27 protein-coding genes and 2 pseudogenes are annotated in these 25,085 nt (G+C 62.5%); 10 read left to right on the top strand and 19 right to left on the bottom strand.

Going from position 1 to position 25,085, the window contains the following annotated elements:
* Positions 1-6: 6 nt before the first annotated feature.
* The 11 genes from ACK8CP_RS18350 to ACK8CP_RS18300 form a co-directional block, all read right to left on the bottom strand.
* A complete protein-coding gene (locus ACK8CP_RS18350) occupies positions 7-849 on the bottom strand; it encodes an SDH family Clp fold serine proteinase (RefSeq protein ID WP_414832766.1) in 843 nt (280 codons plus the stop codon).
* Positions 840-1,340 (bottom strand): rhomboid family intramembrane serine protease, encoded by a 501-nt coding sequence (locus tag ACK8CP_RS18345; protein WP_414832765.1) that lies wholly within the window; start codon positions 1,338-1,340, stop codon positions 840-842. The genes ACK8CP_RS18350 and ACK8CP_RS18345 overlap by 10 nt, the downstream gene beginning before the upstream one ends.
* 18 nt (positions 1,341-1,358) lie before the next feature.
* The gene (locus ACK8CP_RS18340) at positions 1,359-1,592 is read right to left on the bottom strand and encodes a hypothetical protein (RefSeq protein WP_414832764.1); all 234 of its coding nucleotides are present in this window, start codon (positions 1,590-1,592) and stop codon (positions 1,359-1,361) included.
* Positions 1,593-1,625: 33 nt separating this feature from the next.
* Positions 1,626-2,204 (bottom strand): NADH dehydrogenase ubiquinone Fe-S protein 4, encoded by a 579-nt coding sequence (locus ACK8CP_RS18335; protein ID WP_086466671.1) that lies wholly within the window; start codon positions 2,202-2,204, stop codon positions 1,626-1,628.
* A complete protein-coding gene (locus ACK8CP_RS18330; protein WP_086466670.1) occupies positions 2,188-2,826 on the bottom strand; it encodes a hypothetical protein in 639 nt (212 codons plus the stop codon). Before ACK8CP_RS18330 ends, ACK8CP_RS18335 begins: the two co-directional genes overlap by 17 nt.
* Positions 2,823-3,038, bottom strand: a complete 216-nt coding sequence (locus ACK8CP_RS18325; RefSeq protein WP_185926908.1) for a hypothetical protein — start codon at positions 3,036-3,038, stop codon at positions 2,823-2,825. The genes ACK8CP_RS18330 and ACK8CP_RS18325 overlap by 4 nt, the downstream gene beginning before the upstream one ends.
* Positions 3,035-3,682, bottom strand: coding sequence for an HdeD family acid-resistance protein (locus ACK8CP_RS18320; protein ID WP_140056108.1), 648 nt, complete (start codon positions 3,680-3,682; stop codon positions 3,035-3,037). The genes ACK8CP_RS18325 and ACK8CP_RS18320 overlap by 4 nt, the downstream gene beginning before the upstream one ends.
* A gap of 27 nt (positions 3,683-3,709) precedes the next feature.
* Positions 3,710-4,852 carry a sigma-70 family RNA polymerase sigma factor gene (locus ACK8CP_RS18315; RefSeq protein ID WP_086466667.1) on the bottom strand — a complete coding sequence of 381 codons (1,143 nt, stop codon included), beginning with the start codon at positions 4,850-4,852 and terminating at the stop codon, positions 3,710-3,712.
* A 78-nt stretch (positions 4,853-4,930) separates the two neighbouring features.
* Positions 4,931-7,837, bottom strand: coding sequence for an ATP-dependent Clp protease ATP-binding subunit (locus tag ACK8CP_RS18310; protein ID WP_414832763.1), 2,907 nt, complete (start codon positions 7,835-7,837; stop codon positions 4,931-4,933).
* 63 nt (positions 7,838-7,900) lie between these two features.
* A complete protein-coding gene (ftsH, locus tag ACK8CP_RS18305; protein ID WP_414832762.1) occupies positions 7,901-9,733 on the bottom strand; it encodes an ATP-dependent zinc metalloprotease FtsH in 1,833 nt (610 codons plus the stop codon).
* A gap of 14 nt (positions 9,734-9,747) precedes the next feature.
* Positions 9,748-10,179, bottom strand: coding sequence for a MarR family winged helix-turn-helix transcriptional regulator (locus ACK8CP_RS18300; protein WP_013651409.1), 432 nt, complete (start codon positions 10,177-10,179; stop codon positions 9,748-9,750).
* A gap of 256 nt (positions 10,180-10,435) precedes the next feature.
* On the opposite strand from ACK8CP_RS18300, the gene ACK8CP_RS18295 reads away from it, so the two are divergent.
* The 8 genes and pseudogenes from ACK8CP_RS18295 to ACK8CP_RS18260 all read left to right on the top strand — a co-directional run bounded on the left by ACK8CP_RS18295 (position 10,436) and on the right by ACK8CP_RS18260 (position 15,585).
* Positions 10,436-10,807: an Hsp20/alpha crystallin family protein gene (locus ACK8CP_RS18295; RefSeq protein ID WP_414832761.1), complete on the top strand. Its 372-nt coding sequence runs from the start codon at positions 10,436-10,438 to the stop codon at positions 10,805-10,807.
* A gap of 14 nt (positions 10,808-10,821) precedes the next feature.
* Positions 10,822-11,220, top strand: a complete 399-nt coding sequence (locus tag ACK8CP_RS18290) for an Hsp20/alpha crystallin family protein (RefSeq protein ID WP_028713488.1) — start codon at positions 10,822-10,824, stop codon at positions 11,218-11,220.
* Positions 11,221-11,240: 20 nt separating this feature from the next.
* Positions 11,241-11,732: an Hsp20/alpha crystallin family protein gene (locus tag ACK8CP_RS18285; RefSeq protein WP_086466662.1), complete on the top strand. Its 492-nt coding sequence runs from the start codon at positions 11,241-11,243 to the stop codon at positions 11,730-11,732.
* Positions 11,733-11,847: 115 nt separating this feature from the next.
* Positions 11,848-12,339, top strand: a complete 492-nt coding sequence (locus ACK8CP_RS18280) for a phosphate-starvation-inducible PsiE family protein (protein WP_086466661.1) — start codon at positions 11,848-11,850, stop codon at positions 12,337-12,339.
* A complete protein-coding gene (locus tag ACK8CP_RS18275) occupies positions 12,336-13,454 on the top strand; it encodes a S1C family serine protease (protein ID WP_086466660.1) in 1,119 nt (372 codons plus the stop codon). The genes ACK8CP_RS18280 and ACK8CP_RS18275 overlap by 4 nt, the downstream gene beginning before the upstream one ends.
* 9 nt (positions 13,455-13,463) lie before the next feature.
* Positions 13,464-14,408: a zinc metalloprotease HtpX gene (locus ACK8CP_RS18270; RefSeq protein ID WP_086466659.1), complete on the top strand. Its 945-nt coding sequence runs from the start codon at positions 13,464-13,466 to the stop codon at positions 14,406-14,408.
* A 183-nt stretch (positions 14,409-14,591) separates the two neighbouring features.
* Positions 14,592-14,894, top strand: a pseudogene (locus tag ACK8CP_RS18265) (IS481 family transposase); the annotation flags it as partial.
* 133 nt (positions 14,895-15,027) lie between these two features.
* The gene (locus ACK8CP_RS18260; RefSeq protein WP_140056107.1) at positions 15,028-15,585 is read left to right on the top strand and encodes a hypothetical protein; all 558 of its coding nucleotides are present in this window, start codon (positions 15,028-15,030) and stop codon (positions 15,583-15,585) included.
* Between the two features lie 396 nt (positions 15,586-15,981).
* Here ACK8CP_RS18260 and rlxS read toward each other — a convergent pair whose 3' ends face one another.
* The 6 genes from rlxS to ACK8CP_RS18230 all read right to left on the bottom strand — a co-directional run bounded on the left by rlxS (position 15,982) and on the right by ACK8CP_RS18230 (position 20,782).
* Positions 15,982-17,973, bottom strand: coding sequence for a relaxase/mobilization nuclease RlxS (gene rlxS, locus ACK8CP_RS18255; RefSeq protein WP_217895508.1), 1,992 nt, complete (start codon positions 17,971-17,973; stop codon positions 15,982-15,984).
* 353 nt (positions 17,974-18,326) lie between these two features.
* Positions 18,327-18,974, bottom strand: coding sequence for a lytic transglycosylase domain-containing protein (locus ACK8CP_RS18250; RefSeq protein WP_414832760.1), 648 nt, complete (start codon positions 18,972-18,974; stop codon positions 18,327-18,329).
* The gene (gene traF / locus ACK8CP_RS18245) at positions 18,962-19,465 is read right to left on the bottom strand and encodes a conjugative transfer signal peptidase TraF (protein ID WP_414832759.1); all 504 of its coding nucleotides are present in this window, start codon (positions 19,463-19,465) and stop codon (positions 18,962-18,964) included. Before traF ends, ACK8CP_RS18250 begins: the two co-directional genes overlap by 13 nt.
* Positions 19,462-19,701, bottom strand: a complete 240-nt coding sequence (locus tag ACK8CP_RS18240; RefSeq protein ID WP_085126727.1) for a helix-turn-helix transcriptional regulator — start codon at positions 19,699-19,701, stop codon at positions 19,462-19,464. The genes traF and ACK8CP_RS18240 overlap by 4 nt, the downstream gene beginning before the upstream one ends.
* A gap of 193 nt (positions 19,702-19,894) precedes the next feature.
* Positions 19,895-20,107, bottom strand: a complete 213-nt coding sequence (locus ACK8CP_RS18235; protein WP_414832758.1) for a hypothetical protein — start codon at positions 20,105-20,107, stop codon at positions 19,895-19,897.
* Between the two features lie 336 nt (positions 20,108-20,443).
* The gene (locus ACK8CP_RS18230; RefSeq protein ID WP_142849580.1) at positions 20,444-20,782 is read right to left on the bottom strand and encodes a DUF736 domain-containing protein; all 339 of its coding nucleotides are present in this window, start codon (positions 20,780-20,782) and stop codon (positions 20,444-20,446) included.
* A gap of 982 nt (positions 20,783-21,764) precedes the next feature.
* Between ACK8CP_RS18230 and ACK8CP_RS18225 the strand changes: the two genes are divergently transcribed.
* Positions 21,765-22,940 (top strand): DUF3644 domain-containing protein, encoded by a 1,176-nt coding sequence (locus ACK8CP_RS18225; RefSeq protein ID WP_414832757.1) that lies wholly within the window; start codon positions 21,765-21,767, stop codon positions 22,938-22,940.
* Between the two features lie 40 nt (positions 22,941-22,980).
* Here the strand turns inward: ACK8CP_RS18225 and ACK8CP_RS18220 are convergent, their stop codons facing one another.
* Together ACK8CP_RS18220 and ACK8CP_RS18215 are read right to left on the bottom strand one after the other, a co-directional pair.
* Entirely contained in the window at positions 22,981-23,163 is a 183-nt protein-coding gene (locus ACK8CP_RS18220; RefSeq protein WP_414834316.1) for a hypothetical protein, read from the bottom strand.
* A 43-nt stretch (positions 23,164-23,206) separates the two neighbouring features.
* The gene (locus ACK8CP_RS18215) at positions 23,207-23,611 is read right to left on the bottom strand and encodes a helix-turn-helix domain-containing protein (RefSeq protein ID WP_414832756.1); all 405 of its coding nucleotides are present in this window, start codon (positions 23,609-23,611) and stop codon (positions 23,207-23,209) included.
* A gap of 151 nt (positions 23,612-23,762) precedes the next feature.
* Here ACK8CP_RS18215 and ACK8CP_RS18210 point away from each other — a divergent pair.
* Positions 23,763-25,081: pseudogene (locus tag ACK8CP_RS18210) on the top strand (MFS transporter); the annotation flags it as partial.
* Positions 25,082-25,085: the final 4 nt, after the last annotated feature.

The following is a 25,085-nucleotide window of genomic DNA, read 5'->3' as shown; positions in this document are numbered from 1 at the left end:
AAGCGTTCAGCGCGTGGATATGGCGCGGCGCGCCTCTCGCTGCCGCGGCTCGGGCAGGTATTCCACGCCACCGCCCTGGCGCCGAACCGGCTGCGGATAAAGCGTCATCAGTTCCAGTATTTCCTTGGGCATGTCCGTTCCAACGGGCAGGCCCATGTCGCGGGCCTCATCGGCAGAGATGGGATAGTCGTGGGTCCAGGTGCCCGTCGCCAGCTTCGCCGCCACGGACGCCGCGCGGTTCTCGTCCATCTTGTCGGACAGCAGACGTTTCGCGAATGCCTCGATCTGCGCAATGGCCTTGCGACCAACATCGGCCATGATCAGGGTCTGGTCGTCGATCTCGGCGATGGGCTTCTCCTCGACGACCTTGATGAGCGAGGCAGCAGGCAACTGGCCAAGTTGCGGATCGACGGGTCCCAGCACGGAGTGTTCACACATCACGATCTCGTCGGCAGCGAGTGCGATCAGCGTGCCACCGGACATCGCGTAATGTGGCACGAACACTGTGACCTTGCCCTTGTGTCCCTGAATGGCGCGGGCAATCTGTGTTGCCGCCAGCACAAGGCCGCCAGGTGTGTGCAGCACGATGTCGAGCGGCACTTCGTCGTCGGTCATCTGGATCGCGCGCAGGACTTCCTCCGAGTCATTGACGTCAATGTAGCGCATCAGGGGGAAACCCAGCAGGTTCATGGTCTCCTGCCGATGGATCAGCAGAATGACGCGACTGCCGCGCTTCTTCTCGATGTTGGCGATCTTGCGTGTGCGCATCGCCTCAAGATACCTGCGCTGCAGTACAGGCTGCAGAGCGGATATGATGAAGAACAGCCAGAACAGCTGCATTATGTCCATGGACCTTGTCCTCCTTCTCGTCGGCCATCCGGCAGAAAGCCATAGATGCCCTCGTCGCGATAATAGTGGCGATAGGCATCGGCGCGCCTTCGCAGGAGTGGCGTTACGAGCCAACCGGCGAGAAACCCGCCGATATGCGCCCACCAGGCGATCCCGCCCGTGGCCTGATCGCTGCCGAGCGACAGAAAGCCGGGAATGACCTGCATGAAAAACCAGATCATCGCGAAAATGACCGCGCGCACTTCGAAGAAGAGGGGAATGAACAGAATCGGCACGATCACCACCAGCCGAGCCGCCGGAAACATGCGCGCGTAGCAACCGATCACGCCCGCGATCGCCCCCGATGCGCCAAGCGCGGGAACGACTGAGTCGGGGTTCGCCAGCGCGTGAGCCAGTCCGGCTGCCACACCACAGAACAGATAGAACAGCGTGAATCGACCCGGTCCGAGCCGATCTTCGACGGCGGGGCCGAAGATCCAGAGCGTCCACATGTTCAATATGAGGTGCAGTCAGCCCCCGTGCAGGAAGATGTTGGTCAGGAAAGGAGTCCAGTCGGACGGGGCGACGAGGCTCAGTTGCCCGAAGAAGCGCGAGGGCACCAGCGCGAACTCGAAAAGGAACCGATCCAGCGCGTGCGGCGGCAGGCTGGTCTGATAGAGGAACGCGAGGACGCTCATGCCGATGACCGCCCATACGATGACGGGCGGGTAGCGGCGCGCGACGCTGTCAAGATAGGGAAACAAGCGGCAGATCCTCGCTCGCGCTAGACATTCCGTTCATTGTTCTTTCCCGGCTATCGTCACGCCCGTCCAGGCCGGGGGATCGGAGGCCGGGAAGGATTCGAGCGAGGCTTCGAGCACCGGATCGAATTCGGCCTGTTCTTGCGACGACAGGTCCACCGTGCCTTTCTCCTCGACCGCGCGCCGGAGGCGGTGATCCGTGCGACCGTGATCCACGCGGGACGGTATACGATAGGCTTCCGGCGCATCGGCTCCCTTGTAGAGCCGATGCCATTCCTCTCCCCGCCAGTGGTGCGGCGCACGTCGGTGAGTCGTGTCCTCGCGCACGAGGTAGCGCCAGTCCTGCCGCTCCGCGAATGCCACAGCGCTTTCGCGGTCGGGAAACTTCAGCCGGATCGGACGATAGGGATCGTCGCTGGAGGTATATCCCATCAGCGGCTCGATGTGGGGCGGGCGCGACGGCTCGAATTCCAGTATCCAGTAGTTAGGCCGCGGCGCCGATGTCATCGCGGAACGTGCCGGCCGGTAAATGATCGCGGTCGGAACGTCCCACGACCTCATGTTGGTCCCGGGTATCTTCGGCGGAAAGGGCGGGCGGTTATGGCCGCGCATCATGATCTTCCTCCTTCTTAATCGTAGCGACCTCCGCTTCAAAATTGAGATCGTCAAGTTGTTCCATTCGGCTCGAATTTCGGCGAATGGCGCACGCTGTATCCATTGACGTTGGAGGCATGTTGTGAAGGACATCAGACCGCATCGCCATCGTTAGATCGGCGACGGATTGCATCACCTTCTTGCCGTCACTCTCTGACAGCGCGCCGTCCGCGAAACCGGACAACAATGCTTCGAGAACGACCTCAAAACGAGTCACAACCTCTTTGCTGGCCACTATGGCCAGCTTGTGATTGAGAATCTTCAGGTCATCGATCAGTGCGGCATCATGACCTACGTTTTCGACAATTTCCGCCACCTTTTCTATGCAGGACATGTATACGCCGAACTGCTGCTGAAGGATTATCACTCTTCCTTCTTTTTGAAGCTCGAGCTCTGTCTGACGATTGAGGAGAGCCGCCGTCAGCGCGATCGTGACGACGGCGCCCAGAAAGACCAGCGTCATCTCTTGGGCGAACGGCAGAGGCTCTTCCACGAAATACATGGCGCGGAACATGAAATAGACGCCGATTCCCAAGGCGGCGGCGACAACCAGATAGGCAACGTCGCGCAGTCTGTAGTTCATTGGCGATCGTCCTCGTCGAAACCGTTCTTCAGCCGAATATCGGGCGTCTGGAAGCTATGTTTTTGGCTCGCCTGCCGCAGGAAGACCGGTGTCGGACCGCTGCCGAACGGGTTGAAGCCAGCCTTGAGACAACGATCGAAGATCGTCTCGTCCCACCGGGTGAAATCGTCCTCGTCATCAACGGGCCGCCGGGTCTTCCTCGAGTGCGTCATGTGCCAGCGGGCTGGTCGGCGTCACGAGCCTTGGCGCGGTCCGTCTGATTTTCGCGGCGTAGCCGCAAGCCGAGCAGGATCATCATTGTTCCGAAGAAAGTGGCGTAGAAACCGAGAAGCCAGCCAAGGGCAAGGAAGGTTTCGAGCGGGCGCGTCAGCAGCATCCAGGTCACGACGACACCCAGGGCGACCGAGATTAGGCCGCTCAGGATGAGCCAGATTTCGCCCTTGATTTCCTTGCGCAGGCGGATGGCCGATACGACCTCCATGACGCCTGAGAATACGGACCAGAAGGCAATGCTGACCCACAGGAAGATCGCAAGAACGAGCGTCGCGACGAAGGGCGAGACCACGACCACGACACCAGTGGCGCAGCCCAGAATGCCGCTGAACAGCAGCCAGCCCCAGCGTTCGCCCTTGCGGATATTGCGTATCGCCGCGACCATCCCGAACAACCCGTCGGCGAAAGAGAAGGCGCCAAACACCAGGGTCAGGGCAAGCAGCGACTCCGCCGGCATGATAAAGGCGAGCACTGCGATAACCAGCGCGAGCACGCCGCGCAGCACGAAGGCCCACCAGTTCCGGGACAGGGTGCACATCACGGTCTGCATCGTGATCGAAGATGTTTCAGAGGTTGTCGTCATCGGTCTATCTCCTTGTCAGGTATCGAGTCAGGTGCCGGAGCTGGCACCCTCGCCGGCCAGCGCGGCGGCCAGGCGGCGGCGGTCGTCGATCGGCTGGGGCAGGCGCGTTGCATGGGCGATTTCCCGTTCGACGCGCGCGAGCTCCGTCGCCTCGGAGATCAGCCCGGCTTCGACTAGCTTCGCGCGCAGTGTCTCGCCCGCCTTCTCTGCGATTTCTTTGACCTCTGCCTCGGAAAGGCCCAAGAGGTCCGCCGTCTCCGCAACCGTGGCGTCGTCTAGGTGGAGCCGATAGAGAACGCGGCGTTCGGCCGGCGAAAGATCGGCGATTGCCCGGTGCAGCGCCATGCCGATCTCATGCCGATTCGCTTCGGTCTCAGGATCCGTGCCGTCGTCGTCGGCGATGAGCTCCTCGAGCAGCAGCACGTCGTCGGGCTGGTAGAACTCGAACATCTCCTCATCCGACTCAGTAGGCTCCCCGGCCAGCACCTCGGGCGCCACGTCGATCGGGGCGGCATCCTCGGGCACCGCGCGGCGCGCGGCCTGCGCCTCGGCCTCGATGGTCTCGAAGGCCAGTTGCGTCAGCCAGTCCCGGACGGAGAATTCGGTCGGCCGCCGCTCGAAGCGATCGAGCCCATTGAGGATCGTCGCATCGACGATATCGCGAACGGCAAGATAGCCCTGTGGTACCGATCCGCTGCATTCGAGATAGGTCAACTCACGCCTGACGGTGTCGTAGACCGTATCGAGATGATCCTCGATCAGGTCGAAGAAGAGTTGGCGCCGCTCCGCCTCCGCCGCATCCCGCGCGGGCGGCAGGGGGGCGCCGATCCGGCGCCGGCGGGCGGGACGCTTGTACTCCGGCTCGTGCTTGAGGCGCGCCACATGCCGATCGACTTGGCGGCGCAAGTCGGCAAAGGCCTTGCGCAGGACCGGCTCGATCTCGAACCCCTCTTCCTGCGCCGCGATCACGCCCGATGGCAGTTGCAAGCGCAAGCTGACTTTGATGCGCGTCTTGCCCCTCGTCTGGGAGGCGACGACTTCGAGCCGGACGAGATTCTCGCGGAAGCGTACAAGATGCGGTTCAAGTTGCCGCACCTCTTCCTCGATGACCTCAGGCGCGCGCTGTTGGCCGTGCCGGTCAAGATTACGAAATGCTCTGATGACTTCCATGCCGTGTGACCTTGCTTGTCGCTTTTTGACGAGATGAGCCGGCGCGACCGTCATCGCGCCGGCCAGTCCTCCACGACGTCACCCGGTAGACTTATCGTCCTTGGACTGCTCCCTATCCTTGGTGTCGACCGGGACATCGGGTGTCGGAGCGTCCGCCTTGTTTTCGGCAGCTTCGCTGGACTCGTCGATCCCGGCCTCGGCCTGATCGTCCGGGCTATTGTCACCGGTGTCCTTTGCGATCTTTTCGAACACGACCTTCTGTTCGTCCGCTGACCAAGCGACGCGGACCTTGTCACCATCCTCGATCCGCCCGGAGAGCATTTCGCGGGCCAACTCGGTCTCCAACTCCGACCGGATCAGCCGGCGCAGCTCGCGGGCGCCGAATTCGGGACGGAAGCCGACCGCGCCGAAGTGATCCACGACGCTCACGTCGAATTCGAGTTCGACCCCCTGCCCCAGTGCAGTCCGCTTCACCCGGTTCAGCTGCAACTCGACGATCTGGCGGATCTCGGTCTGGTTCAGCGAGTGGAAGACGATGATCTCGTCGATCCGGTTGATGAACTCTGGCCGGAAATGACCGCGCAACACCTCCATCAGTTCGGATTTCTGCTTGGCCTCGTCGAACTCCTTGGTGCCGCGCTTCTTGAGGTTGCGCTGGATGATGTCCGAACCGAGGTTCGAGGTGGCGATGATGATGGTGTTGGTGAAGTCCACCACGCGGCCCTTGCCATCTGTCAGGCGGCCATCGTCGAACACCTGAAGTAGGATGTTGTATACATCCGGATGCGCCTTCTCGATTTCGTCGAGGAGCACGACCGAGTAGGGCCGACGCCGCACCTTCTCCGTCAGTTGCCCGCCTTCGTCGTATCCGACGTAGCCCGGAGGCGCGCCAACCAGCCGGGCAACCGAGTGGCGCTCGCCATACTCCGACATGTCGATGCGGATCATCGCATCCTGGTCGCCGAAGATCACCTCGGCGAGCGTCTTGGCCAGTTCCGTCTTGCCAACCCCGGTCGGCCCGAGGAACAGGAAGGTCGCAGTCGGACCGGAGCCTTCGCGCAGACCCGCACGCGCCAGGCGCACCGCATCGGCCACGGCGCGGATCGCTTCTTCCTGGCCGATGACGCGCTCGTGTAGCTTCTCCTCGAGCTTGAGGAGCTTGTCCTTCTCCTCGGTGGTCAGCTCGGTGACCGGAACGCCGGTGATCTTCGAGACGATCTGCGCGACATGATCGGCGCGCACCTCGGCGGTCGCCGAAGCCTGGTCGCGCTTCCAAATCTCCAGAAGCTCGTCCAGCTCCTTCTGCTTCTGTTCGAGTTCCCTCTTCAATTCCGCTGCCCGGTCGAATTGCTTGCGGGCTGCGGCATAGTCCTGCTCGCGCTTGATCTGCGCGACCTCGGCCTCTAGCTCCTGGACGTCCACGGGGCGCGCTGTGGCGCTGATCTTCACACGTGCGGCGGCCTGATCGATCAGGTCGATCGCTTTGTCAGGCATGAAGCGGCCAGTGATGTAGCGGTCCGAAAGCTCGGCCGCCGCGACGATGGCCTCGTCGGTGATCGTCACCTTGTGGTGCGCCTCCAGCGTGTCGCGCAGACCCCGCAGGATCATGATGACCTGAGCGACCGTGGGTTCCTCGACATAGACCGGCTGGAATCGGCGTTCGAGTGCTGCGTCCTTCTCGATGTATTTCTGGTACTCGTTGAGCGTCGTCGCACCGATAAGGTTCAGCTCGCCCCGCGCCAGCGCCGGCTTGAAGGTGTTGGCGATGTCGAGACCGCCTTCGCCACCGCCCTGACCGGCGCCGACGATGGTATGGATCTCGTCGATGAACAGGATCAGACTGTCCTTCTCCTCGGTGATCTCCTTGAGGATCTTCTGCACCCGCTCCTCGAACTCGCCGCGATACTTCGACCCGGCCACCATCGAGTTGATGTTGAGTTCGACCAGCCGCTTGTCGCGCAGCGCCTCAGGCACTTCGCCCGCGACGATCCGTTGTGCAAGTCCCTCGACGATGGCGGTCTTGCCCACGCCGGGCTCGCCGATCAGCACCGGGTTGTTCTTTTTCCGCCGGGCCAGCACTTCGATCGTCGTCTCGATCTCGCGGGCGCGGCCGATGACGGGATCGAGCTTGCCCTCGCGGGCGAGCTTCGTCAGGTCACGGCTGAACTGGTCGAGATCGGGCGTACTGGAAGGCGCCTCCACGCGGCCCTCCTCGGCACCCTTGCCCACGACCTTGGTCACCTGCTGGCGCAGCGCCTGCGGCGTGAGGCCGTATTTGCGCAGGATCGACGCGGCCAGGCCTTCACCTTCCTCGGCAAGGCCGATTAGCAGGTGCTCGGGACCGACATAGGAATGGCCGAGTTCGTTCGAGGCGATGAAGGCCCGGTTCAGCGCGTCCTTCAGGCGAGGACTGACGCCGATTTCGTCCTCCGTCCTGGCCTCTCCACGCTTCGCTTCCTTCTCGACCTGGCGCCGCAGGTCGTCCACATCGACCTTGAACTGTTCCAGGATCGTTTTGACGACGTCGGACGAGGTCAGTGCCAGAAGCAGATGTTCGGTATCGACCTCGCTGCGCCCGAATTCTCCAGCCTTCTGTGCGGCATCCTGCAACAGTTTGTTGCCCTGTTCGCTCAGCCGATCGGCGATGGTGCGTCCGCCGCCGCGCCGCGATCCGCGGCGCGGCGCTTCCTCCCCGAAGGTGGCATCCACGACGTCGTCCTCACCCGCGCCCGTGGCGCCCAGTGCGCCACCCCGCAGCGGGCTGTCGCTGAACAGGCTGCCGAACCCGCTATCGCCGAAGAATTCGTCAAAAAGGGAATGTCGTCCGAACAGGGACTCCAGCGGCGATGCGCTGCGGCCCGACCGGCGCACCATTTCGCGGTAGTGCTGATCGCACAGCTCCATGTTCTGAACTTTGCCGTTCACCGAGGCGCGCACGCGCGCCGTCGCCGGGCGACCGCAAATATCGCAAGCTCCGTTTGCCATTTTTCCTCTCCGTTTCTTTATCCAGTCAGGGTTGTCCGCCGATCATCTGCGTCAGTGACGGTGTCACGCAGCGACCGCTTCCGTTCTTTTCACCTTGGCCCCAATTGCCACCAGATCGGGCTCGTCCAGTGTCTCCCGGTGCAGGAGATCCTGCGCAGATTGCTCGAGCAGCGCCCGGTTGGCTTCGAGAAGCGAGAGGGTGCGCTTGAACACGCCATCCACGATATCGCGCACCTTCGCGTCCATCCGCTCGGCAGTGGCCTCGCCGTAGCGGCGGTTCAGCCACGACGACTGGTCACCGGTGCCGAGAAAGCCGGGCCGATCGGTGTCGTAGCTGACATGCCCGAGGTCTTCGTCCATCCCGTACCGCGCGACCATGGCGCGGGCGATATCGGTGGCCTTGACCAGATCGTCCGCCGCCCCGGTCGAGAGGTGGTCGTAGACGATCTTCTCGGCCGCGCGCCCGCCCAGCAGCACGGCGATCTTGTTCTCCAGCTCCTCGCGGGTCATCAGGAAGCGGTCCTCGGTCGGCCGCTGGATGGTGTAGCCGAGCGCGCCGATGCCGCGCGGTATGATCGAGACCTTGTGCACCGGATCCACCCCCGGCAGAGCCATCGCGACCAGCGCGTGCCCCATCTCGTGGTGCGCCACGATCTCGCGTTCGCGCGGATTGAGCACGCGGTTCTTCTTTTCCAACCCGGCGATGATGCGCTCGACGGCATTGTTGAAGTCGTCCATCGTCACCGCATCAGCCTTACGGCGCGTGGCGAGCAATGCTGCCTCGTTGACGAGATTGGCGAGGTCCGCCCCGGAAAAGCCGGGAGTAAGCGCTGCGACCTTCTCGGCATCGACGTCCGGGGCGAGCTTCACCTTTTTCATGTGAACGCCGAGAATCTGCACACGTCCCTTCTTATCCGGCCGATCCACCAGCACCTGCCGGTCGAAGCGTCCCGCACGCAGCAGCGCGGGGTCGAGGATCTCTGGTCGGTTGGTGGCGGCCAGGAGCACGATGCCCACCGAAGGGTCGAAGCCGTCGAGCTCGGTCAGAAGCTGGTTCAGCGTCTGCTCACGCTCATCGTGGCCGCCAGCGATCTGGCCGGAGGAGCGCGCCCGCCCGAGAGCGTCGAGTTCGTCGATGAAGATGATCGCCGGCGCGGATTTCCGAGCCTGCTCGAAGAGGTCGCGCACCCGCGCGGCACCGACGCCCACGAACATCTCGACGAACTCGGAGCCCGAGATCGAAAAGAAGGTCACGCCGGCCTCGCCTGCCACTGCGCGCGCTAGAAGCGTCTTGCCGGTGCCCGGCGGCCCGACAAGCAATATGCCTTTGGGGATATGTGCGCCCAGCTTTCCGTATTCGGCGGGGTTCCTGAGGAACTCTACGACCTCCTCGAGCTCGGCCTTGGCCTCGTCCACACCGGCCACGTCGGCGAAGCCGACGCCGGTTTCTTTTTCCATGTAAACCTTGGCCTTGCTGCGGCCGACCTGCATGAACCCGCCGAAACCCTGTTTGTCGGCGAACTTACGGAACAGCAGCATCCAGATTCCGAAGAAGACAAGCGCTGGCGCCACCCAGGAAATCAGCGTGCCGAGAAAGGTGTTCTGAGGAACGCCCGTGATCTCGACGCCGGAGCGGTCGATCCGCTGCAGGATCGCGGGATCCACGACCGTGGTGACGAACTGGCTCTTGCCGTCGACGGGGTCGGTGAAGGTGCCGGTGATCGTGTCCGCGCCGACAGCGACGGACGCGACCCTGCCATCCTCGAGATAGCTCTCGAACTGGCTGTAGCTGATCGGCGCGACGGATTGCCAGCCGGCGATCAGGTTCTGGATGAAAAGCACGGCTATGAAAGCCACCACCCAGTACCAGATGTTATATTCGGTCTTCCTTTCCATGCCGCTTGTCCCTTTCACTGACGCCCGAGCCGCGCCCTGATCCGCTCGAGCAGCGCCAGCAGGATGCGCCTTTCGTCTGCCGACAGATCCTGCAGGATTTCATGTTCGAGCGCCGATTGCCGCGGCGCGAGTTCCTCCAGCATCGCCCGGGCCTTCGACGTTGCGGTGACGATCTGCGACCGCCTGTCGTCGAGCGAGGGCGACCGCTCGACCCAGCCGCCCCGGACCATGCGATCGACGAGCTGGCCCGCAGTGGCCGGGCCGACCTCAAGTCGGTCGGCCAGATCGCCGATGGTCAGCCCGGGCGCATCCTCGACATGCGCCGCCGCCATCCAGGACAGGCGGGTCAGGCCGCTGTCGCGGATGTCTTGGTCGATCCGCTGCTGGATGAGCTGCGCGACCCGGTGGATCGTCGTCCCGATCAGCGCGATGTCCGAAGAGATCATGGGTATCCTTCCTCCGGTTGCATGAGACACAGGATAGACCGCACTCCATCCAAAGTGCAATGCACGCATCATATATGCTTGCATAATAAATGGAACCGCCTATCTTGATGGGCGGTCTCCGAACCCACATCCGGCCGGCACCGTTGCCCGGTCCCTCCATGCCGACGGTTCGGGGGCATCGATCAGCAACAGGAGGCCAGCAATGCTCTACCCGACATATCTGCGCCGCAGCGATCCCTTTGCGCTGATGCGCTCCATGATGCGCGATCTCGACCGCGGTTTCTGGCCGCCGTCCCGCGCGGCGTTCCCGGCGGTGAATGTCTGGCAAGGCCCTGAGGCCGTTGCCATCGCCGCTGAACTTCCCGGCATCGAACCGGGCGACATTGAGATTTCGGTTAAGGACAACGTCCTGACGCTTTCGGGCGAACGCAAGGCGCCCGAGGTTCCCGACGGTGCGCGCTGGCACCGCAACGAACGCGGTTTCGGCAGGTTTTCCCGCACTATCCGCCTGCCGTTCGCGGCCTCGGATGACAAGGTCGAGGCGAGGATGACGAACGGCGTATTGCGGATCGTCATCTCCCGGCCCGAGGAAGAAAAGCCGAAGAAAATCGAGATCAAGGCAGCCTGAGAGGAGCTGGAACGATGAGCACCGACATCACGCAAGCCGCCGAAAAGACGCCGACCGACTCGCCCGAGACCACCGGCGGCGGACGCATCTACCGCCCGTTGACCGATATCGTCGAGACCGATCAGGGTGTCTCCATGATGCTTGAAATGCCTGGGGTCGCCGCCGATGCGGTCGAGATCACGCTCGAAAATCGTGTGTTGACGATCCGCGGCAAAGTTGACCCGGTGCGGCCGGAAAACCTCGAACTTGCCTATGCCGAATATGGCGAGGGCGATTTCGAGCGTGCCTTCACGCTTTCCGAGGACTTCGACCCCAACAGGATCGAAGCCGAGATGCGTGGAGGTGTCCTCACCTTGACGCTCCCCCGAGCCCCTGAAGCGCAGCCGAAAAAGATCGCCGTCAAGGGCGCCTGAAAACCGAAGGAGACCATATCATGCAGATCAAAGACCTCATTCCCTGGGCGCGCAAGGACGGCGCGCCAGATGCCAAGAGCAGCGAAGACAACCCGATCGCGACACTCCAGCGCGAAATGAACCATGTGTTCGAGAACTTCTGGAACCGTGTCGGTCATTTCGAATGGCCCTTTGGCAGCGGCGAAGCGAAATCCGACGTGGTCGAGACCGACAAGGCGATCGAAGTATCGATCGAGCTGCCGGGCATGGAGATGAAGGACATCGAGGTGACGGTCAACGATGACATGTTGACTGTGAAGGGGGAGAAGAAGATCGAGCGCCAGGAGGAGAAAAAGGGGTATTACCTGTCCGAGCGCAGCTACGGCGCGATCTACCGGACAATTCCGCTCCCTCCCGGTGTGGATGGCGAAAAGGCGCAGGCATCCTTCAAGAACGGGGTTCTGACGATCAAGCTGCCCCAAACTCCCGAGGCGCAGGCGAAGGTCAAGCGCATCGAGGTCAAGAACGGCTGATTTGCCACATTGGGTGTCGCCGGTTTGCGGCGTCCCCTCCGCTCCGTGCGATATCGCACCGTCTGGAGAAGCCCCGGGGAGCTTGTCTCTCCGGGGCGGTCTTCGAGAGGCAATCATGAAAGACTTGCAACGATCCGGGCTGACCCGTGAACAATGGTCGGCGATGACGCTCTACGAGAAGTTCGAGCAAGTTGTCATCTTCGTCCTCAGCGTCATCATTGCGGCGATCGTCGTGGCGTCGGTCTGGGCGCTGATGCGCGAAGTCGTGAACCGCCTGGTTCTGGGGGCATTCGACACTCTCGATTACGCCACCTTTCAGGTGGTGTTCGGCATGATCTTCACCGTGGTGATCGCGCTCGAGTTCAAGCGCTCCCTTCTTGTTGCGACCGAACGCAGCTTCGGGATCCTCCAGGTCCGCACGATCGTGCTGATCGCGCTCCTCGCCATCGCGCGCAAATTCATCATCCTGGACCTCGGCGAGACGGAATCATCCAAGATTGCCGCACTCGCGGGCGCGGCGCTTGCGCTCGGGGTTGTCCATTGGCTCGTGCGCGATCAGGACCGACGCGAACAGCCCCCTACTGAAAATGCAGATGGCGGTCAATGAACCGAACCTTTTTCATTCGACTTGTTTCAGCAACCTCTGCCGCGCTCCTTATCATAATTGTGTGGCAGAGCTTTCCTATCATTCAGGGCGTTGTGCTCGGTCGGTTTGCCGAACCGCGCGCCGTGGCTCCGCGCGGCGACCTGGCGGCGTTTGAACAAAGCACCATCACGGTATTCAACGCCGCTCGAGACAGTGTCGTCTTCATCACGACGGCCGAGCGTGTAGTCGATCCCTGGACCCGGAATGCCTATGACGTTCCGCGCGGGAACGGTTCAGGATTCGTCTGGGACGAACTCGGTCATGTGGTGACGAACAATCATGTTATCGCCGGCGCGAGCCGGGCAGTCGTCAGGCTGGCTGATGGCCGTGCCTTCTCCGCGCGCCTGGTGGGGCGTGCCCCCGAGCACGATCTGGCAGTCCTGCATATCGGCGTAGGTTCTGACCGGCCACCGCCAATCCCCATCGGCACCAGCAACGAGTTGCGTGTCGGTCAGAGCGTGTTCGCCATCGGCAATCCGTTTGGCTTGGACTGGACGATGACGACCGGAATTGTCTCGGCTCTCGGCCGCGAATTGCCGGGAGAAGGCAGTCTCCCGATACGTGGCCTGATCCAGACGGACGCAGCAATTAACCCCGGAAATTCCGGTGGCCCTCTGATTGACAGCGCGGGGCGTCTGATCGGCGTCAACACGGCGATTTTCAGTCCATCCGGCGGCAGCGCGGGAATCGGCTTTGCGGTGCCCGTCGATACGGTCAATCGGGTGGTGCCACAGCTCATCGCTCGCGGCAGCTATGCACCGCCACGTCTCGGCGTTTTATTCGATCCTAGGGTCGATTCAATGCTCGCGCAGAAGGGCACCTCCGGCGTCATGGTCCTCGGAGTCGATCCTGACGGCCCCGCTGCCCGCGCGGGACTGGTCCCCGCCCGCATTAGCGGCGATGGGTTCATTGTAGCCGGCGACCGGATAATCGGCCTTGGAGCGACTAGAGTTGATGAAGCGGCTGACCTGATCGCGGCGCTCGAAGCGCATCGCCCCGGGGATCAGGTTGAATTGCACCTCCGGCGCGGCGATCAACACAAGAGCCTCAGGATCACACTTGGCGAACCGCGATAGGAGCCGGAAATGCCTGCTGTCTCGACGAGGCATCGATTTATCAATCTCGTCCAATCCGCGCTCTTGCTTGGCCTTATGGCGATGATCGCCTGGGTGTCCATGACAGCGGTCGTCGGCGCGGAGGTCGGGCTGCTGCTTGCCTTCGGAATGGTTGCGGGTCTGATTTTTGCCCCCAATCTGCCGCAAGACTTCTTGCTGTCCGCATATCAGGCGGAGCGCATAACGGGACGTGATGCGCCCGGCCTTGTCGCAGGAATAGCGGAACTTGCGCGACGTGCCGATTTGCCGCGCGCGCCGAAGCTCTATCGCGTATCGAGCCCGTTGCCGAACGCCTTCGCGATGGGCAGTCCGGAAGACAGTACAATCTGCGTCACCGATGGACTGCTTCAACTCCTCGACGGTCGCGAACTCGTCGGCGTCCTGGCTCACGAAGTTGGCCACATCGCGAACCGCGACCTGTGGATCATGGGATTGGCAGATATGATGTCACGGTTGGTTTCCATCGCGAGTTGGCTTGGACAATTCCTGCTGCTCCTCAACCTACCTCTTATTTTCGCGGGCGCGGTCTATGTTCCGTGGCATATCGTGGCGCTTCTCATCTTCGCGCCCACCTTGATGGCGCTCGTGCAGCTCGGCCTGTCGCGCACCCGCGAGTATGACGCAGATCGCGCGGCGGCAGAGCTGACTGGCGACCCGGAGGGTCTCATGAGAGCGCTGAGCAAACTCGAACGTCGTGTCGGAAGGTTCTGGGAAGAAATTTTTCTTCCCGGCCGGCGCATTCCCGAGCCGTCTCTCTTGCGAACGCATCCAAGCACAGAAAGTCGGATCGCCAGGCTGCGTGAACTCACCGCCTTGGCAACACCGCAGTATCCGACAATTGCGGGCATGTCTTATAAACCACGGCTACCCTCGTTCTTGCCGCCCAAATTCCGTCGATATGGATTTTATTGGTAGAACGCGCTTGGCATTTTACCACCAAAGTTTGCTCCTGACGAGATTGCGGTATCTTTCAAGCGCGAAACCAGCCAGAAGTTTCAATCGAATTTTGGCTCGCCTGAAAACTTCTTGCGGCAGATCTTGGTGTTTGATCCCGGGCTTTGATGGTGCATTGTTTTCCCAGGAATGGAAGGATGCACTATGGGACAGTTTCTTCACGGCAGCGCCACGACGACAGAGGCGGTTCGTCGAGCAATACAGAATAGTCAAGCGAGCCTGAAAACGCTGGCCAAGCGCTACGGGATTAACCAGAAGATGGCCGCCAAGTGGAAGAACCGTGATACGGTCAGCGACCGCCGGACGGGACCGGCAGAACCACGTTCGACGGTCCTGTCGGTGGAAGAGGAAGCGGTGATTGTCGCCTTCCGACGCCACACGATGCTGCCACTGGATGATTGCCTCAATGCGCTGCAGCCGACCATCCCGGATTTGACGCGTTCCTCGTAATGGTCTTCCGAGCAACGTTCGTTTACAAAATTTCTTCCTTTGGAAACTTTTCGGCACCGTAGGGATGAACCCCAGATACACGAGCCTCCTAATTTCATGACCGTAGCCTGCGGTATGGAAGGAAGTTTGCATGAGGAACAATCTCAAAACCCTAGCGCTCTTGTCGACAACAGTTTTGGTGTCGACGGTCTCCCCTTCGCTATCGAAAGCTCTCAACTCTCATTCACTTGATAGGGAGCGGCCGATCGTACGATCGATTGCCGATGCTGACGCGGCGCTTCACGATCGGCAGGTCTTCGCGCAAGTCGAACACGGTCCGTCTGCGAAAAAAGCGTTAATCGACTTCCTCGAGCCTCCCGTTTTCCGCCCTCGCTCGGCTAGCCCACGACCGGAAGATGATACGCGGCCACCCACAGCAAATGATCATCCGCCAGGTGGCGGTACGCAGCCGGTACCGTTGATTGCGACACTGGCGGCCGATCAAGCGATCGAACGAGGTGAAAAGGCCCAAGCTCTGAAGACCGCCGTCGAGGGATTGCGGTCGGCGATACCCCCCGACCAATTCGAAAAGCTGGCCAAAGCTGAGCATGCGGTGGGGATACTTCCTCCTCCGCGTCGTCCAAAGCAAGATCGGTCGATCCCGCATTGGGCCGATCGTGAGCTTCCTGCGTCTGTCCGGGAACACTAGCCGCTCGTCCACTGTCCCCCAACGGTGGACAAGCGACGCCGTTGACACGGCACACTTTTCGTTACCGCTCTCTATCCGCACCACCACCGCGGCGGGCCTTCTTGGAGGTTATGACCTCGCTCGGCCCGGGGACGTCGCGCTTCAGGGCGACGCAGTGCTTGCCGGGATGCTTGCGTTTGCAAGTGCACTTGCTGCGATTGCCGGGCTGATGGCTTGGCTCTAGCGCGCCAGCTTTACTCATTTCGTGATCTATCGGTTGATTCTGGCGGGGTTGCTCTGGACATTTCTGGCGAAACGCATGCTTTGCAGCGCTTAGCGGAAGGTCGCGCCGTCGTTTGATCAACACCGCGATTGTCAATTGAAGCCCCCTGCCGACGGGTCTTTCCCCACGAATGACTACGTTATGTTCGGCCCACCCCTCTGCCTTCCAATTGTCCAGGAGATGCCGTCGTCGCGCATGATGCCGGAGACCTGCTTGCCGACATGGCGTTCGAGGATGGGGCGCCATGGGACGAGGGTGAATTCGCGGCTGTTCTCGACGAGCGCATATTTGCCGCTGGCGAGTTGGACGGAACGGCGGAGCGTCCCCTCCACCGGCTCGCCGGGGCGGGCTTCGACATAGGCAAGGCCCAACTCCTCGGAGAGCTGACCGGCCACGCGAGTGAGCTCGCGCCGGCGCAAAACGGCAAGCATGTTGGCACGATAGACGATCCGATTCTGTTCCTCGTGAGCGAGGCCCTCGGCGATCAGCCATTGCCGGCGGCGGGCCTGGGCCTCGCGCACCTCCCGGCCGAAACCGGAGTCGCGGGTGGGCTCCGGATGATCCGAGACGAGCTCGCGGTCGAGCCAGGTGGCGCCGTCGGTGCCCACCTGCCGGTCGAGCGTGAGATGGGAAAGCTTCTCGACGATGACCGGCGCTGCGCGAGCCATGCTCCGCTCGTATTCCACCACCCGGTCGAGATGGTCGGGCTCGACGATCCAGGTCCCGTCGGGCTCACGGGCAACGCCACCGGTGGCGCGGCGGATGGCTTCGAGCCGCCGCACATGGGTCTCGGCGTAATCCTCTGTGGCGCGGGGATCGTGCTTGAGGTGCAGGTCGATGGTGTAGCGCCCGTCGTTGGCAGCGGCGACCTCAGCGACGGTTCGATCCACGCGCCGAGGCTCGATGTTCTTCGGCGTCACACGGACGATATTGCCGTCCGGTGTCGGCTCGGTCGCCTCGCCCCTGCCGATGTCGACGTAATGGGTCCGCCCATCTACCCCGTCGACGATCAGATAATGGCGATCTTTGAGTTCGTCGGATAGCCCGCGCGCCACCACGCGCCCGATGACGGGGCTCGCGGTCGGGTCTCCTAGGTCGAGGATGACGTAATCGCCGGGGCTGCGGGCGATGTTTTGCCCGGCCGTTTCGCGGTGCATGGTCTTGATGATGTCGCCGCGCTCGCCCATGCGGCGGAGCGTATCCTCCAGCCCCACTTCCAGCCGCCACTGGCCGGGGCGAAGTTCCTCGGCCAAGCCGAGCCGCTTCAGCTTCTGCAGCCGGCCCACGCGCAGGCTCTGCTGGAAGGCGTCGCGGTCAGTCGCGGCGACGAGACCAGCATCGTCCATGTCACGGATGAGGCGGCGATCGATGCTGGTCAGGCGCTCCTGCTCGATCTCGCGGCGCAGCCGGTTCTCGATCTCGAAATCCGAGCGCGGCCCGAAATCCAGGCTGACGATCTCCGCGGCGCGCTCGCGCATGCCGGTGGTGATGTAATCGCGGGCGATGATGAGGTCCTTGCCGCGCTCGTCGCGGCCACGCACCAGGATATGCGTGTGCGGATGGCCGGTGTTGTAATGATCGACCGCCACCCAATCGAGCTTGGTACCGAGATCTTCCTCCATGCGGTTCATCAGGCGGCGGGTGAGCGGCTTGAGGTCGTCGTATTCCGCGCCGTCCTCGGCCGAGACGATGAAGCGGAACTGATGGCGGTCGCCCTCGGAACGCTCCAGGAAGGCTTTTCCGTCCGCCCGGTCCTGCTCGGCGCCGTAAAGCTCACCCGGCTCGCCCTCGCGGGTCACGCCGTCGCGCTGGATATAGCGCAGATGCGCTCGCGCGCTTTCCATTCCCTTGGCCATCCCCTTGCCGGCCAGCTTGGCGATGCGGGATTTGATGATGACGCGGCGCTGGCGGAAGGCTGCGTAACGGTCTCGGTTCGCCAGCACGCGCCCGACGCCTGCGCCGCGCCCGATGCGGCTGCCGGTGAAGCGGGACTTGCGTGTGCCGCCCGCTCCGCCGCGCGCGAGGTTTGATGCAGCCAAAACCTGATGCAGGAATTTGCGGCCGCCCTTCGAGCCGCGCGAGCGGATCTTGCCGAGCTTGGGTTTGAAATCGTCGTCGTCGAACACGGTCCGCTCCTCATCAATCCCCATAAAATGGTAGCGAAACTGGCCTCTGGAAATTGGTGCCAAACGACCCCAGGAAAACCGGGGAGTTGCGACCCCCATGGCACCACCCCGGAGGTGCATAGCACCATCCGCCCACGGGAACATCGATGTGCAGACAAAGGCTTACGATGCGCGACACCGCAGACGGTGCCGGAGCTTCATCTTGCCTTACGCGGCTCCCATCAGCCTGTCTGCGACCATCCACGATCATCTGCGATCACATCGACTGATGGCGAGAAAGCCCGGCAGCGGCGAAGCGCGCCGCCGGGCGAAGGAAGGAGCGAGAAGCGGACTCTGCCGACGCATTTCTCGCCTCATTTTTCATCCGGTTTTCGCGTCGAAAGCGGTACGAAAAGCTCGCTACTAGGGACGGCATTTTCGTCGCCTGCGGCCTCGTTCTTCGTCGGCGAGAGCGAGAAAAAGAGCCGCTGCCCGGAGGCGATGTGATCGGGATTCCCCGTGCCGGTCGGCGGCAATTTCGCTCTGTCCGAAGCGAATCCGCGCGCGTCCGCGAGCGTCTCTGCGATGCGCGCGACATAGGCGCGGGTCTCGGCGGGAAGCGGTTTTCCGGTCCGCAGATGGTTCTCGTAGCGGCCTGGTCCGGCGTTGTAGGCGGCGAAGAGCGCCGGATAGCCGAAGCGGTCCTGCATGGCCTTGAGGTAGGCAGTGCCAGCGAGGATGTTCGCGCGCGGATCGAAGGGATCGGCGCCGAGATTATACTGGTGGCGCAATTCGGCCCAGGTCTCCGGCATGAGCTGCATCAGGCCCATGGCGCCCTTGGGTGAGACGGCGCGCACATCGCCGTTGCTCTCGGCCATGATGACCGCCTCGATCCATCTGGCGGGGATGCCGAAACGCTGCGACGCTTCGACAATGTGCGCCTGAAACTGGTGGACAGCGGCGGCCTCGGCGTGCGTGACGATGACAGCCGCCGCGAAGATAAGGGGGCTCAGTCGATCCATAGCGCGGCGAGCCTCCCGATCACGCGGGCGCTCGTCACCGGCCCGAAATAGCGGCTGTCGAAGGAGTCCGGGGCGTCGCCCAAGAGGAAGAATTCGCCCTGGACAAGGTCCCGACATCCATTCCAGCGCGGCAGAGAACGTCCTGCCCGATCCACCTTGCGCTGTCGGGCAACGATTTCGCCATTGACGATGATGGTCCCGTCGAAGGCGCAGACATCATCCCCTGCGACGGCGGCAACGCGCTTGATGAGCGGCACGCCGGCGGGCAGATAGCCGCGAATGGCGGCCAGCTTTTCGATGGATTTCGGGAGGCGAACGAAGATGAAGTCGCCGCGTTCCGGCGCGCCGGAAACGACGCGATAGAGACCGATCGGCGCGCTGGCGGAGGCGTTCCAGACAAGGCGCGGCTGGGGGTGCGCGATGGCGGAGAAGCCGACGAGCGCGATGCCCGCAAGCGTGGCGACGAGAGGAAGGAAAGCGGGCCTTTTCATCCGCGTTCTCCCTCGTCAGATGTGGAGGAATGCCGCCGTCCTTCCGACCAGGCATCGAGGTCGGCGATGTGGTAGCGGACAAAGCGGCCATGCTTGCGGAAGCGTGGGCCGTTGCCCGTCAGGCGCATCTTTTCAAGAGTGCGGAAGGAGAGGCCGAGATAGAATGCGGCCTCTCGCGTGGAGAGGAATGGCGAGCCTTTGCGGGCCTCGGCCGCCCTCGATGTGTGATCGATCATCCTTTGGCTCCTTTCGACGAAGATCGACGCGAATGGGCAAAGGATGTCGGCGGGGAGCGTGCTTGCTCAGGATCGAAAAACGGGGGGTGCCGAAAACGATCCCCCCTTCGCGATGAATGGACAAGACCGGCGTCCGGCTCGGAATCGCAGATGAACGAGCGCAGCGAGGACAAAACGCCCCGAAAGGCGGGGCTCAACGCCCCGCTTCCTCGGCCGTCACAAGCGCCTTGAGCGCTGCTTCCATTTCCGCGATCTGCTGCTTGGCCTCAATGTGCTCGCGCCTCGGCAGGCCGTTGCACAGCTCCATGTTGACGAGCCAAATGCTCTCGCGCAGCTCGTCCTCGGCGTAGAAATGGTCGCGATATTCAACGCGGATGCCGTGGGCGAAATTGATCTGGATGGACATGGGAACCTCCTTGATTGAGCCGTTCTCTTGGTCAGAGAACGGGGTCCCCGGTCATCCGGATAGAGCCTGTCAAGGACGGCGAAGCCGCCGCGAAGCGGGCGCGGGAGGAGCCAAAATGCGGAGTGGAGCGCCAGCGGAACGGAGCATTTTGGAGGGTGCCCGCGATCCTTTACAGGCTCGCCCAAGCCGGATGGCAGAATGGGAAGATCGAGACGGAAAGCCCGTCGGCGCGACCAGCGCCGACACCGTTTGGATTGCGGCGGTCGGGCGCGGCGGAATGCATGAAGATAAGCCCCGCCGGATGCGCTCCGGCGGGGTCTTCGGGAGTGGGCGGGATCAGCGCTCGCGCGGCTCCCACAGGGCGAGGTGCGAGGTGCCGTCCTCCATCGGCGTCTCCAGCTTGACGAGGCGGGCGCGCACCCAGTTGGGGCCGAATTCCGGCGCGGCGATCTTGAGGTTCAGGTAGGTCTCGCCGCTCGACTTGGCGACCTGGCTCCAGCCGGCGCCGACCTCGTAGCGCTGGCCGTTGCCGGCATAGACGCGATAGTCGGGGGCGTTTTCGGACATCTTGTCGACGGGGACGACGACGAGGCTGGCGGTGACGTTGAGGGTCTTGAGGGTCCCGGTGAAGCTGCCGTCGTTCTGCTTGGTGAACGTGCCGAGGGTGATGGCCATGGTGATGATCCTTTCGCTGTTCGTCGCAGGGACCATCCCTGCGATGGCTCCAGCGGAAAGACCGCATAGGCGGGCCGGTTCACCCGCAGCGTGAGCGAAGGGCCGGAACGAAGTGGAGGACCCGCCGGGAGGGAAAATTTGGAGCGAAGCGGGCGCGAGGAATGCCGGGAAAAGTTGACGGCTTCGCCGTCACCCCCGCGCGCTCTGCGCGCTATTCGTAAGAATAGGCGGCCATAGGCCGCCGGGGGCGCAGCGTCAGCGGAGCACTTTTCGCGGCAGGGGAAATTTTCCCGAACGGCGGGTTGAACGGACCGGCGCGGGATTTACGCGATGAGAGACATGCAGGGATGGTGACTGCCTCGATGAACAGTTGGCGAAGGAGCGCCATGGCCTTTCCCGCCACCGAGTTCACCGCATCGGACAACGGCTTGGCCGGGGTTTAGACGACACGGAAACCGCCAACCACCCGGCTTTTGACCGTACCCAGGGCATGTCCAAAGCCCCCGTTCCGCGCCGTTGACGGCATCGCCGCGCCGATGAAACTGGCGCTGGTGCGCCACTGTAGCCGCAGGCAGCGATACCAATCCAACCGCCTGCGTGCCGTGCCCCTTTCAACCGCATGCGCATGCCCCTCGGAGCCGGAGATGCAGGAAAGATGGCGATCCAGTCTAGTCTTGGGAACCGTGGCCAGCGCCACATTCTCCCCTCCAGGCCCCGCCACCATCGCGTCCGGCGGCGCGCGCCTCGGCCGGCGCTGTTGGACCGCCACCCGCCCGCTGAGCGGGCGCTCGCGCCAGGGATCGAAGCCGAAGGCCGAAACGCCGAAGGCGGTTCGGTTCACGAGAGCCCGGCGCGCGGGGCTTGTCCCGCGCGGGCGCCCATTGGACAGAGAGATACTCGATGTGTTTGCCAGCAAATTCTTGACGTTCTCAAGTCGTCACAGTGACAGTGGAGAAACGAAATCTGGATGGGGAGAAATAGCGTGGCGCGGCGACCGGGTAACACGTTGGAAAAATGGGAAGTCGCCATCGTCAAAGCGATGCTGGCGAAGAAATATGTGCCGCAAGACATCCAGGCCTATTTCTCGCGCCCTACGCGATCGATCAATCACGCGCGCATTTCCGAGATACGCGACGGGACCAAACACAAGGGTATAAAGCCTGCTTCCGATGCAGAACTGGATGCTTTTCTCGCGGCCTGGCCGAATATCGATCCGGCAACCGGTTTGCATCTTCAGGGCGACGAACTGCTAATCAAAGCGCGAGAAGCAATGATTGCAGCCGTCCACACCTTCAACAGCGCCGGGCTCTATTTCAGGGCCGAGCTTTTCATCGTCACCAGCATCATCGCCTGGACCTATCTCTTGCACGCCTACTACAAGCGAGAGGGCATCGACTACCGGCACAAGAAGGGCGGTGTCATCGAGAAAACACCGAGCGGCGCAGACAAATATTGGGAACTTGGCCAATGTCTGGCACACGGGAAATGCCCGCTGGAGAAAGGTATTATCAACAACCTGAAATTCCTGACCGAGATTCGCCACGAGATCGAGCATCGCTCCACGAACAGGATCGACGATGCCCTGAGCGCCAAGCTTCAGGCCTGCTGCATCAATTTCAACGATGCGATCAAGTCGCTGTTCGGTAAAGAGTTCGCCTTGGAGAAACGGCTGCCGATCGCGCTGCAGTTCGTGACCTTCGACGGTGCACAGAGGGCAATCCTGATCGGCGCGGACTTGCCGCCGCACATCGCAGCCACGATGGACAATTTCCACAATGGACTGACCGAGGATGAGCAGAAGGACCCGAAATTCCGGTACCGAGTGGCCTTCGTGCCGAAGGTATCTGGCAAGGCCGCGAAGGCCGACCTCGCCGTCGAATTTGTCAAGCCTGGATCGCCAGAAGCGGAGGCTGTCGAGAGGGTGCTGCTGAAAGAGGTGGAGCGGCCGAAATATCTGCCTTCCGAGATCGTGGCGAAGGTCAAAGCGGCCGGATATCAGGCGTTCAGCATGTATGACCACACATTGCTTGCGAGGCAGCTTGACGCACGTAAGCCCGGCAAGGGCTACGGCGTCATGGTCGCCAAAACCTGGTACTGGTACGAGAACTGGTTTGAGAAGGTAATTGAGAAACTGGCGGAAGGATGGACCCGCCCCTGACAATTTTCCGCTCACCGGAAGTGCCAGAAGGTAGCGGCGCCTATTCGGCGCCGCTGTCGAACCGCCACACCGCGATCCCCATCTTCCGCGCCTTGTCGGCGAGGCTCTGCGAGACGCCCGAGCCGGGGAAGGCGATGACGCCGATGGGCAGCGCTTCGAGCATCTGGTCGTTGCGCTTGAAGGGGTGCGGCGTTCTTGTTGCGAGCTGAGTGGTAGGCAACACGGACGCTTCCCGATACGGGTTTCCAGCTTACCTCCATCAACCGTCAGCGGCGACTTGCGGGCCGGCTTGCGACCCGTAGCAATTTCCTGAAGCGCGGGCATTCGAGGTGGGATGGTGCGGGGCAATCGGCCACATGCCTGAGCATATCGCGGAGAACGGTCAGATCCCGGATCTGATTGTCTATCTCATCGGCGCGGGCGTGCAGAGTTTGTCGCGGCAGTTCGACGACGCTCGCTTTGCCGAACATCGCCGCAATTTCCTTGAGAGAGAAGCCGGCCTTTTTGCCAAGAGAAATCAGCGACAATTGCCAGATCGTTTCCGGCCCGAACTGGCGGCGTAGCCCCCGTCGGCCGACGGAGGTAACGAGGCCGATCTCATCATAATAGCGCAGGGCAGAGGCCGGCACGCCGGTGCGTTCCGCCACCTCGCCGATGTCGAGAATTTCCATGCTTGACCTCAAGCGAACTTGAAGTGGCGGTGTGCCGCTTCAACGCGCAATCAGCAAGGACAAAGGCATGGAAATCAACGGTGCGATCACGCAGGCCCGAAGCCCGCGTCTCGGCGTCGCGGCCCTCGCCATGGCGATATTGTTGGCCTCGCTGGGGATCAGCACCGTCACCGTGGCCTTGCCCATTTTGGCGCGCGATTTCGCCCTGCCCGTGACCGGCGCCCAGTGGGTCGTTCTGGCCTACCTGCTTTCGGTGACCGTGACCATTGTCATGGCTGGACGGCTGGGTGACCTGATCGGCCACCGGCGCGTGCTCCTTGCCGGGCTGGTGATTTTCGGGGCGGCCTCCGCGTTTTGCAGCATTGCACCGACCATCGTTATGCTGATCGCCGCGCGGGTCACCCAGGGCGTGGGTGGCGCCATTCTCATGGCCCTGCCGGTTTCGATTATCCGTGAGGCAGTCGTGAAGGAGCGAACCGGATCCGCCATGGGGCTGCTCGGCACCATGTCCGCCATCGGAACCGCGCTCGGACCGTCTCTCGGCGGGTTGTCATCGCCTGGTCGGGGTGGCGGGCGACGTTTCTCATCCTTGCCCTGATGGCTCTCGTGGCCTTGATCTTCGCGGCGCGGGCGCTCCCCACAGACCGGATCGGCCAGCGCGGGGAACGTAAAAGTCTCGACTTGCCGGGCGCACTGGTTCTCGTGCTCACGCTGGCAGCATATTCCTTGTCCATGTCCGGTGGCGGGAATGGCTTTTCGATCACGAACGCCCTGCTGCTGGCCGGCGCGGCGCTGGGCGTCGTCGTCTTCGTTATCATGGAGCACGGCAGGGAAACGCCCCTCGTTGACCTTGCAGCGCTCGGCAGCCGCACGGTTTCGGTATCGCTGCTGATGAACCTTCTCGTCTCCAACGTCATGATGGCGACGCTGGTGGTCGGGCCGTTTTATCTGACCTTTGCCTTGCACCTGAACGAAGCCCTCGTCGGCCTGGTCATGGCGGTCGGGCCGGTCATGGCCGCGCTATCCGGCGTTCCAGCCGGGAGGATTACTGACCGGTTCGGGGCCGGACGCACACTGATTGTCGGCCTGGGGCAGATGGTCATCGGCCTGCTGTGTCTTTCCGTCTTGCCGGGTATTTTCGGCGTGGCGGGCTATATCCTGTCCCTGATGCTGCTGACGCCGGGCTTTCAGCTCTTTCTGGCCGCCAACAATACGACGGTCATGCTGGCGGCCAGGGACGACCAACGCGGCATGATTTCCGGCCTGCTCGGCCCGTCGCGCAATCTCGGCTTCATGACCGGCGCATCAGTCATGGGAGCGGTTTTTGCCATGGCGGCCGGCACGCCGGATATCGTAGGGGCCGCGCCCGAGGCCATCAGCGCCGCATTTGCGACAACGTTCCAAATGGCGGCAGGCCTGATGGCATTCGCCATCCTGCTGACCGTTCTTAAGCGCGGTCCATCGCGATAAGCGG

This window comes from Afifella sp. YEN Y35 (assembly GCF_047553465.1).
Classification (GTDB): Bacteria; Pseudomonadota; Alphaproteobacteria; order Rhizobiales; family Afifellaceae; genus Afifella; species Afifella aestuarii.
This window is presented reverse-complemented; position numbering and strand designations above follow the sequence as displayed.

What these genes read in the sequence shown, in the direction of transcription:
- ACK8CP_RS18350 (WP_414832766.1), bottom strand. Translation starts at nt 849, where the DNA reads ATGGACATAATGCAGCTGTTCTGGCTGTTCTTCATCATATCCGCTCTG.
- ACK8CP_RS18345 (WP_414832765.1), bottom strand. Translation starts at nt 1,340, where the DNA reads ATGTGGACGCTCTGGATCTTCGGCCCCGCCGTCGAAGATCGGCTCGGA.
- ACK8CP_RS18335 (WP_086466671.1), bottom strand. Translation starts at nt 2,204, where the DNA reads ATGATGCGCGGCCATAACCGCCCGCCCTTTCCGCCGAAGATACCCGGG.
- ACK8CP_RS18330 (WP_086466670.1), bottom strand. Translation starts at nt 2,826, where the DNA reads ATGAACTACAGACTGCGCGACGTTGCCTATCTGGTTGTCGCCGCCGCC.
- ACK8CP_RS18325 (WP_185926908.1), bottom strand. Translation starts at nt 3,038, where the DNA reads ATGACGCACTCGAGGAAGACCCGGCGGCCCGTTGATGACGAGGACGAT.
- ACK8CP_RS18320 (WP_140056108.1), bottom strand. Translation starts at nt 3,682, where the DNA reads ATGACGACAACCTCTGAAACATCTTCGATCACGATGCAGACCGTGATG.
- ACK8CP_RS18315 (WP_086466667.1), bottom strand. Translation starts at nt 4,852, where the DNA reads ATGGAAGTCATCAGAGCATTTCGTAATCTTGACCGGCACGGCCAACAG.
- ACK8CP_RS18310 (WP_414832763.1), bottom strand. Translation starts at nt 7,837, where the DNA reads ATGGCAAACGGAGCTTGCGATATTTGCGGTCGCCCGGCGACGGCGCGC.
- ftsH (WP_414832762.1), bottom strand. Translation starts at nt 9,733, where the DNA reads ATGGAAAGGAAGACCGAATATAACATCTGGTACTGGGTGGTGGCTTTC.
- ACK8CP_RS18300 (WP_013651409.1), bottom strand. Translation starts at nt 10,179, where the DNA reads ATGATCTCTTCGGACATCGCGCTGATCGGGACGACGATCCACCGGGTC.
- ACK8CP_RS18295 (WP_414832761.1), top strand. Translation starts at nt 10,436, where the DNA reads ATGATGCGCGATCTCGACCGCGGTTTCTGGCCGCCGTCCCGCGCGGCG.
- ACK8CP_RS18290 (WP_028713488.1), top strand. Translation starts at nt 10,822, where the DNA reads ATGAGCACCGACATCACGCAAGCCGCCGAAAAGACGCCGACCGACTCG.
- ACK8CP_RS18285 (WP_086466662.1), top strand. Translation starts at nt 11,241, where the DNA reads ATGCAGATCAAAGACCTCATTCCCTGGGCGCGCAAGGACGGCGCGCCA.
- ACK8CP_RS18280 (WP_086466661.1), top strand. Translation starts at nt 11,848, where the DNA reads ATGAAAGACTTGCAACGATCCGGGCTGACCCGTGAACAATGGTCGGCG.
- ACK8CP_RS18275 (WP_086466660.1), top strand. Translation starts at nt 12,336, where the DNA reads ATGAACCGAACCTTTTTCATTCGACTTGTTTCAGCAACCTCTGCCGCG.
- ACK8CP_RS18270 (WP_086466659.1), top strand. Translation starts at nt 13,464, where the DNA reads ATGCCTGCTGTCTCGACGAGGCATCGATTTATCAATCTCGTCCAATCC.
- ACK8CP_RS18260 (WP_140056107.1), top strand. Translation starts at nt 15,028, where the DNA reads ATGAGGAACAATCTCAAAACCCTAGCGCTCTTGTCGACAACAGTTTTG.
- ACK8CP_RS18250 (WP_414832760.1), bottom strand. Translation starts at nt 18,974, where the DNA reads ATGGATCGACTGAGCCCCCTTATCTTCGCGGCGGCTGTCATCGTCACG.
- traF (WP_414832759.1), bottom strand. Translation starts at nt 19,465, where the DNA reads ATGAAAAGGCCCGCTTTCCTTCCTCTCGTCGCCACGCTTGCGGGCATC.
- ACK8CP_RS18240 (WP_085126727.1), bottom strand. Translation starts at nt 19,701, where the DNA reads ATGATCGATCACACATCGAGGGCGGCCGAGGCCCGCAAAGGCTCGCCA.
- ACK8CP_RS18235 (WP_414832758.1), bottom strand. Translation starts at nt 20,107, where the DNA reads ATGTCCATCCAGATCAATTTCGCCCACGGCATCCGCGTTGAATATCGC.
- ACK8CP_RS18230 (WP_142849580.1), bottom strand. Translation starts at nt 20,782, where the DNA reads ATGGCCATCACCCTCGGCACGTTCACCAAGCAGAACGACGGCAGCTTC.
- ACK8CP_RS18215 (WP_414832756.1), bottom strand. Translation starts at nt 23,611, where the DNA reads ATGGAAATTCTCGACATCGGCGAGGTGGCGGAACGCACCGGCGTGCCG.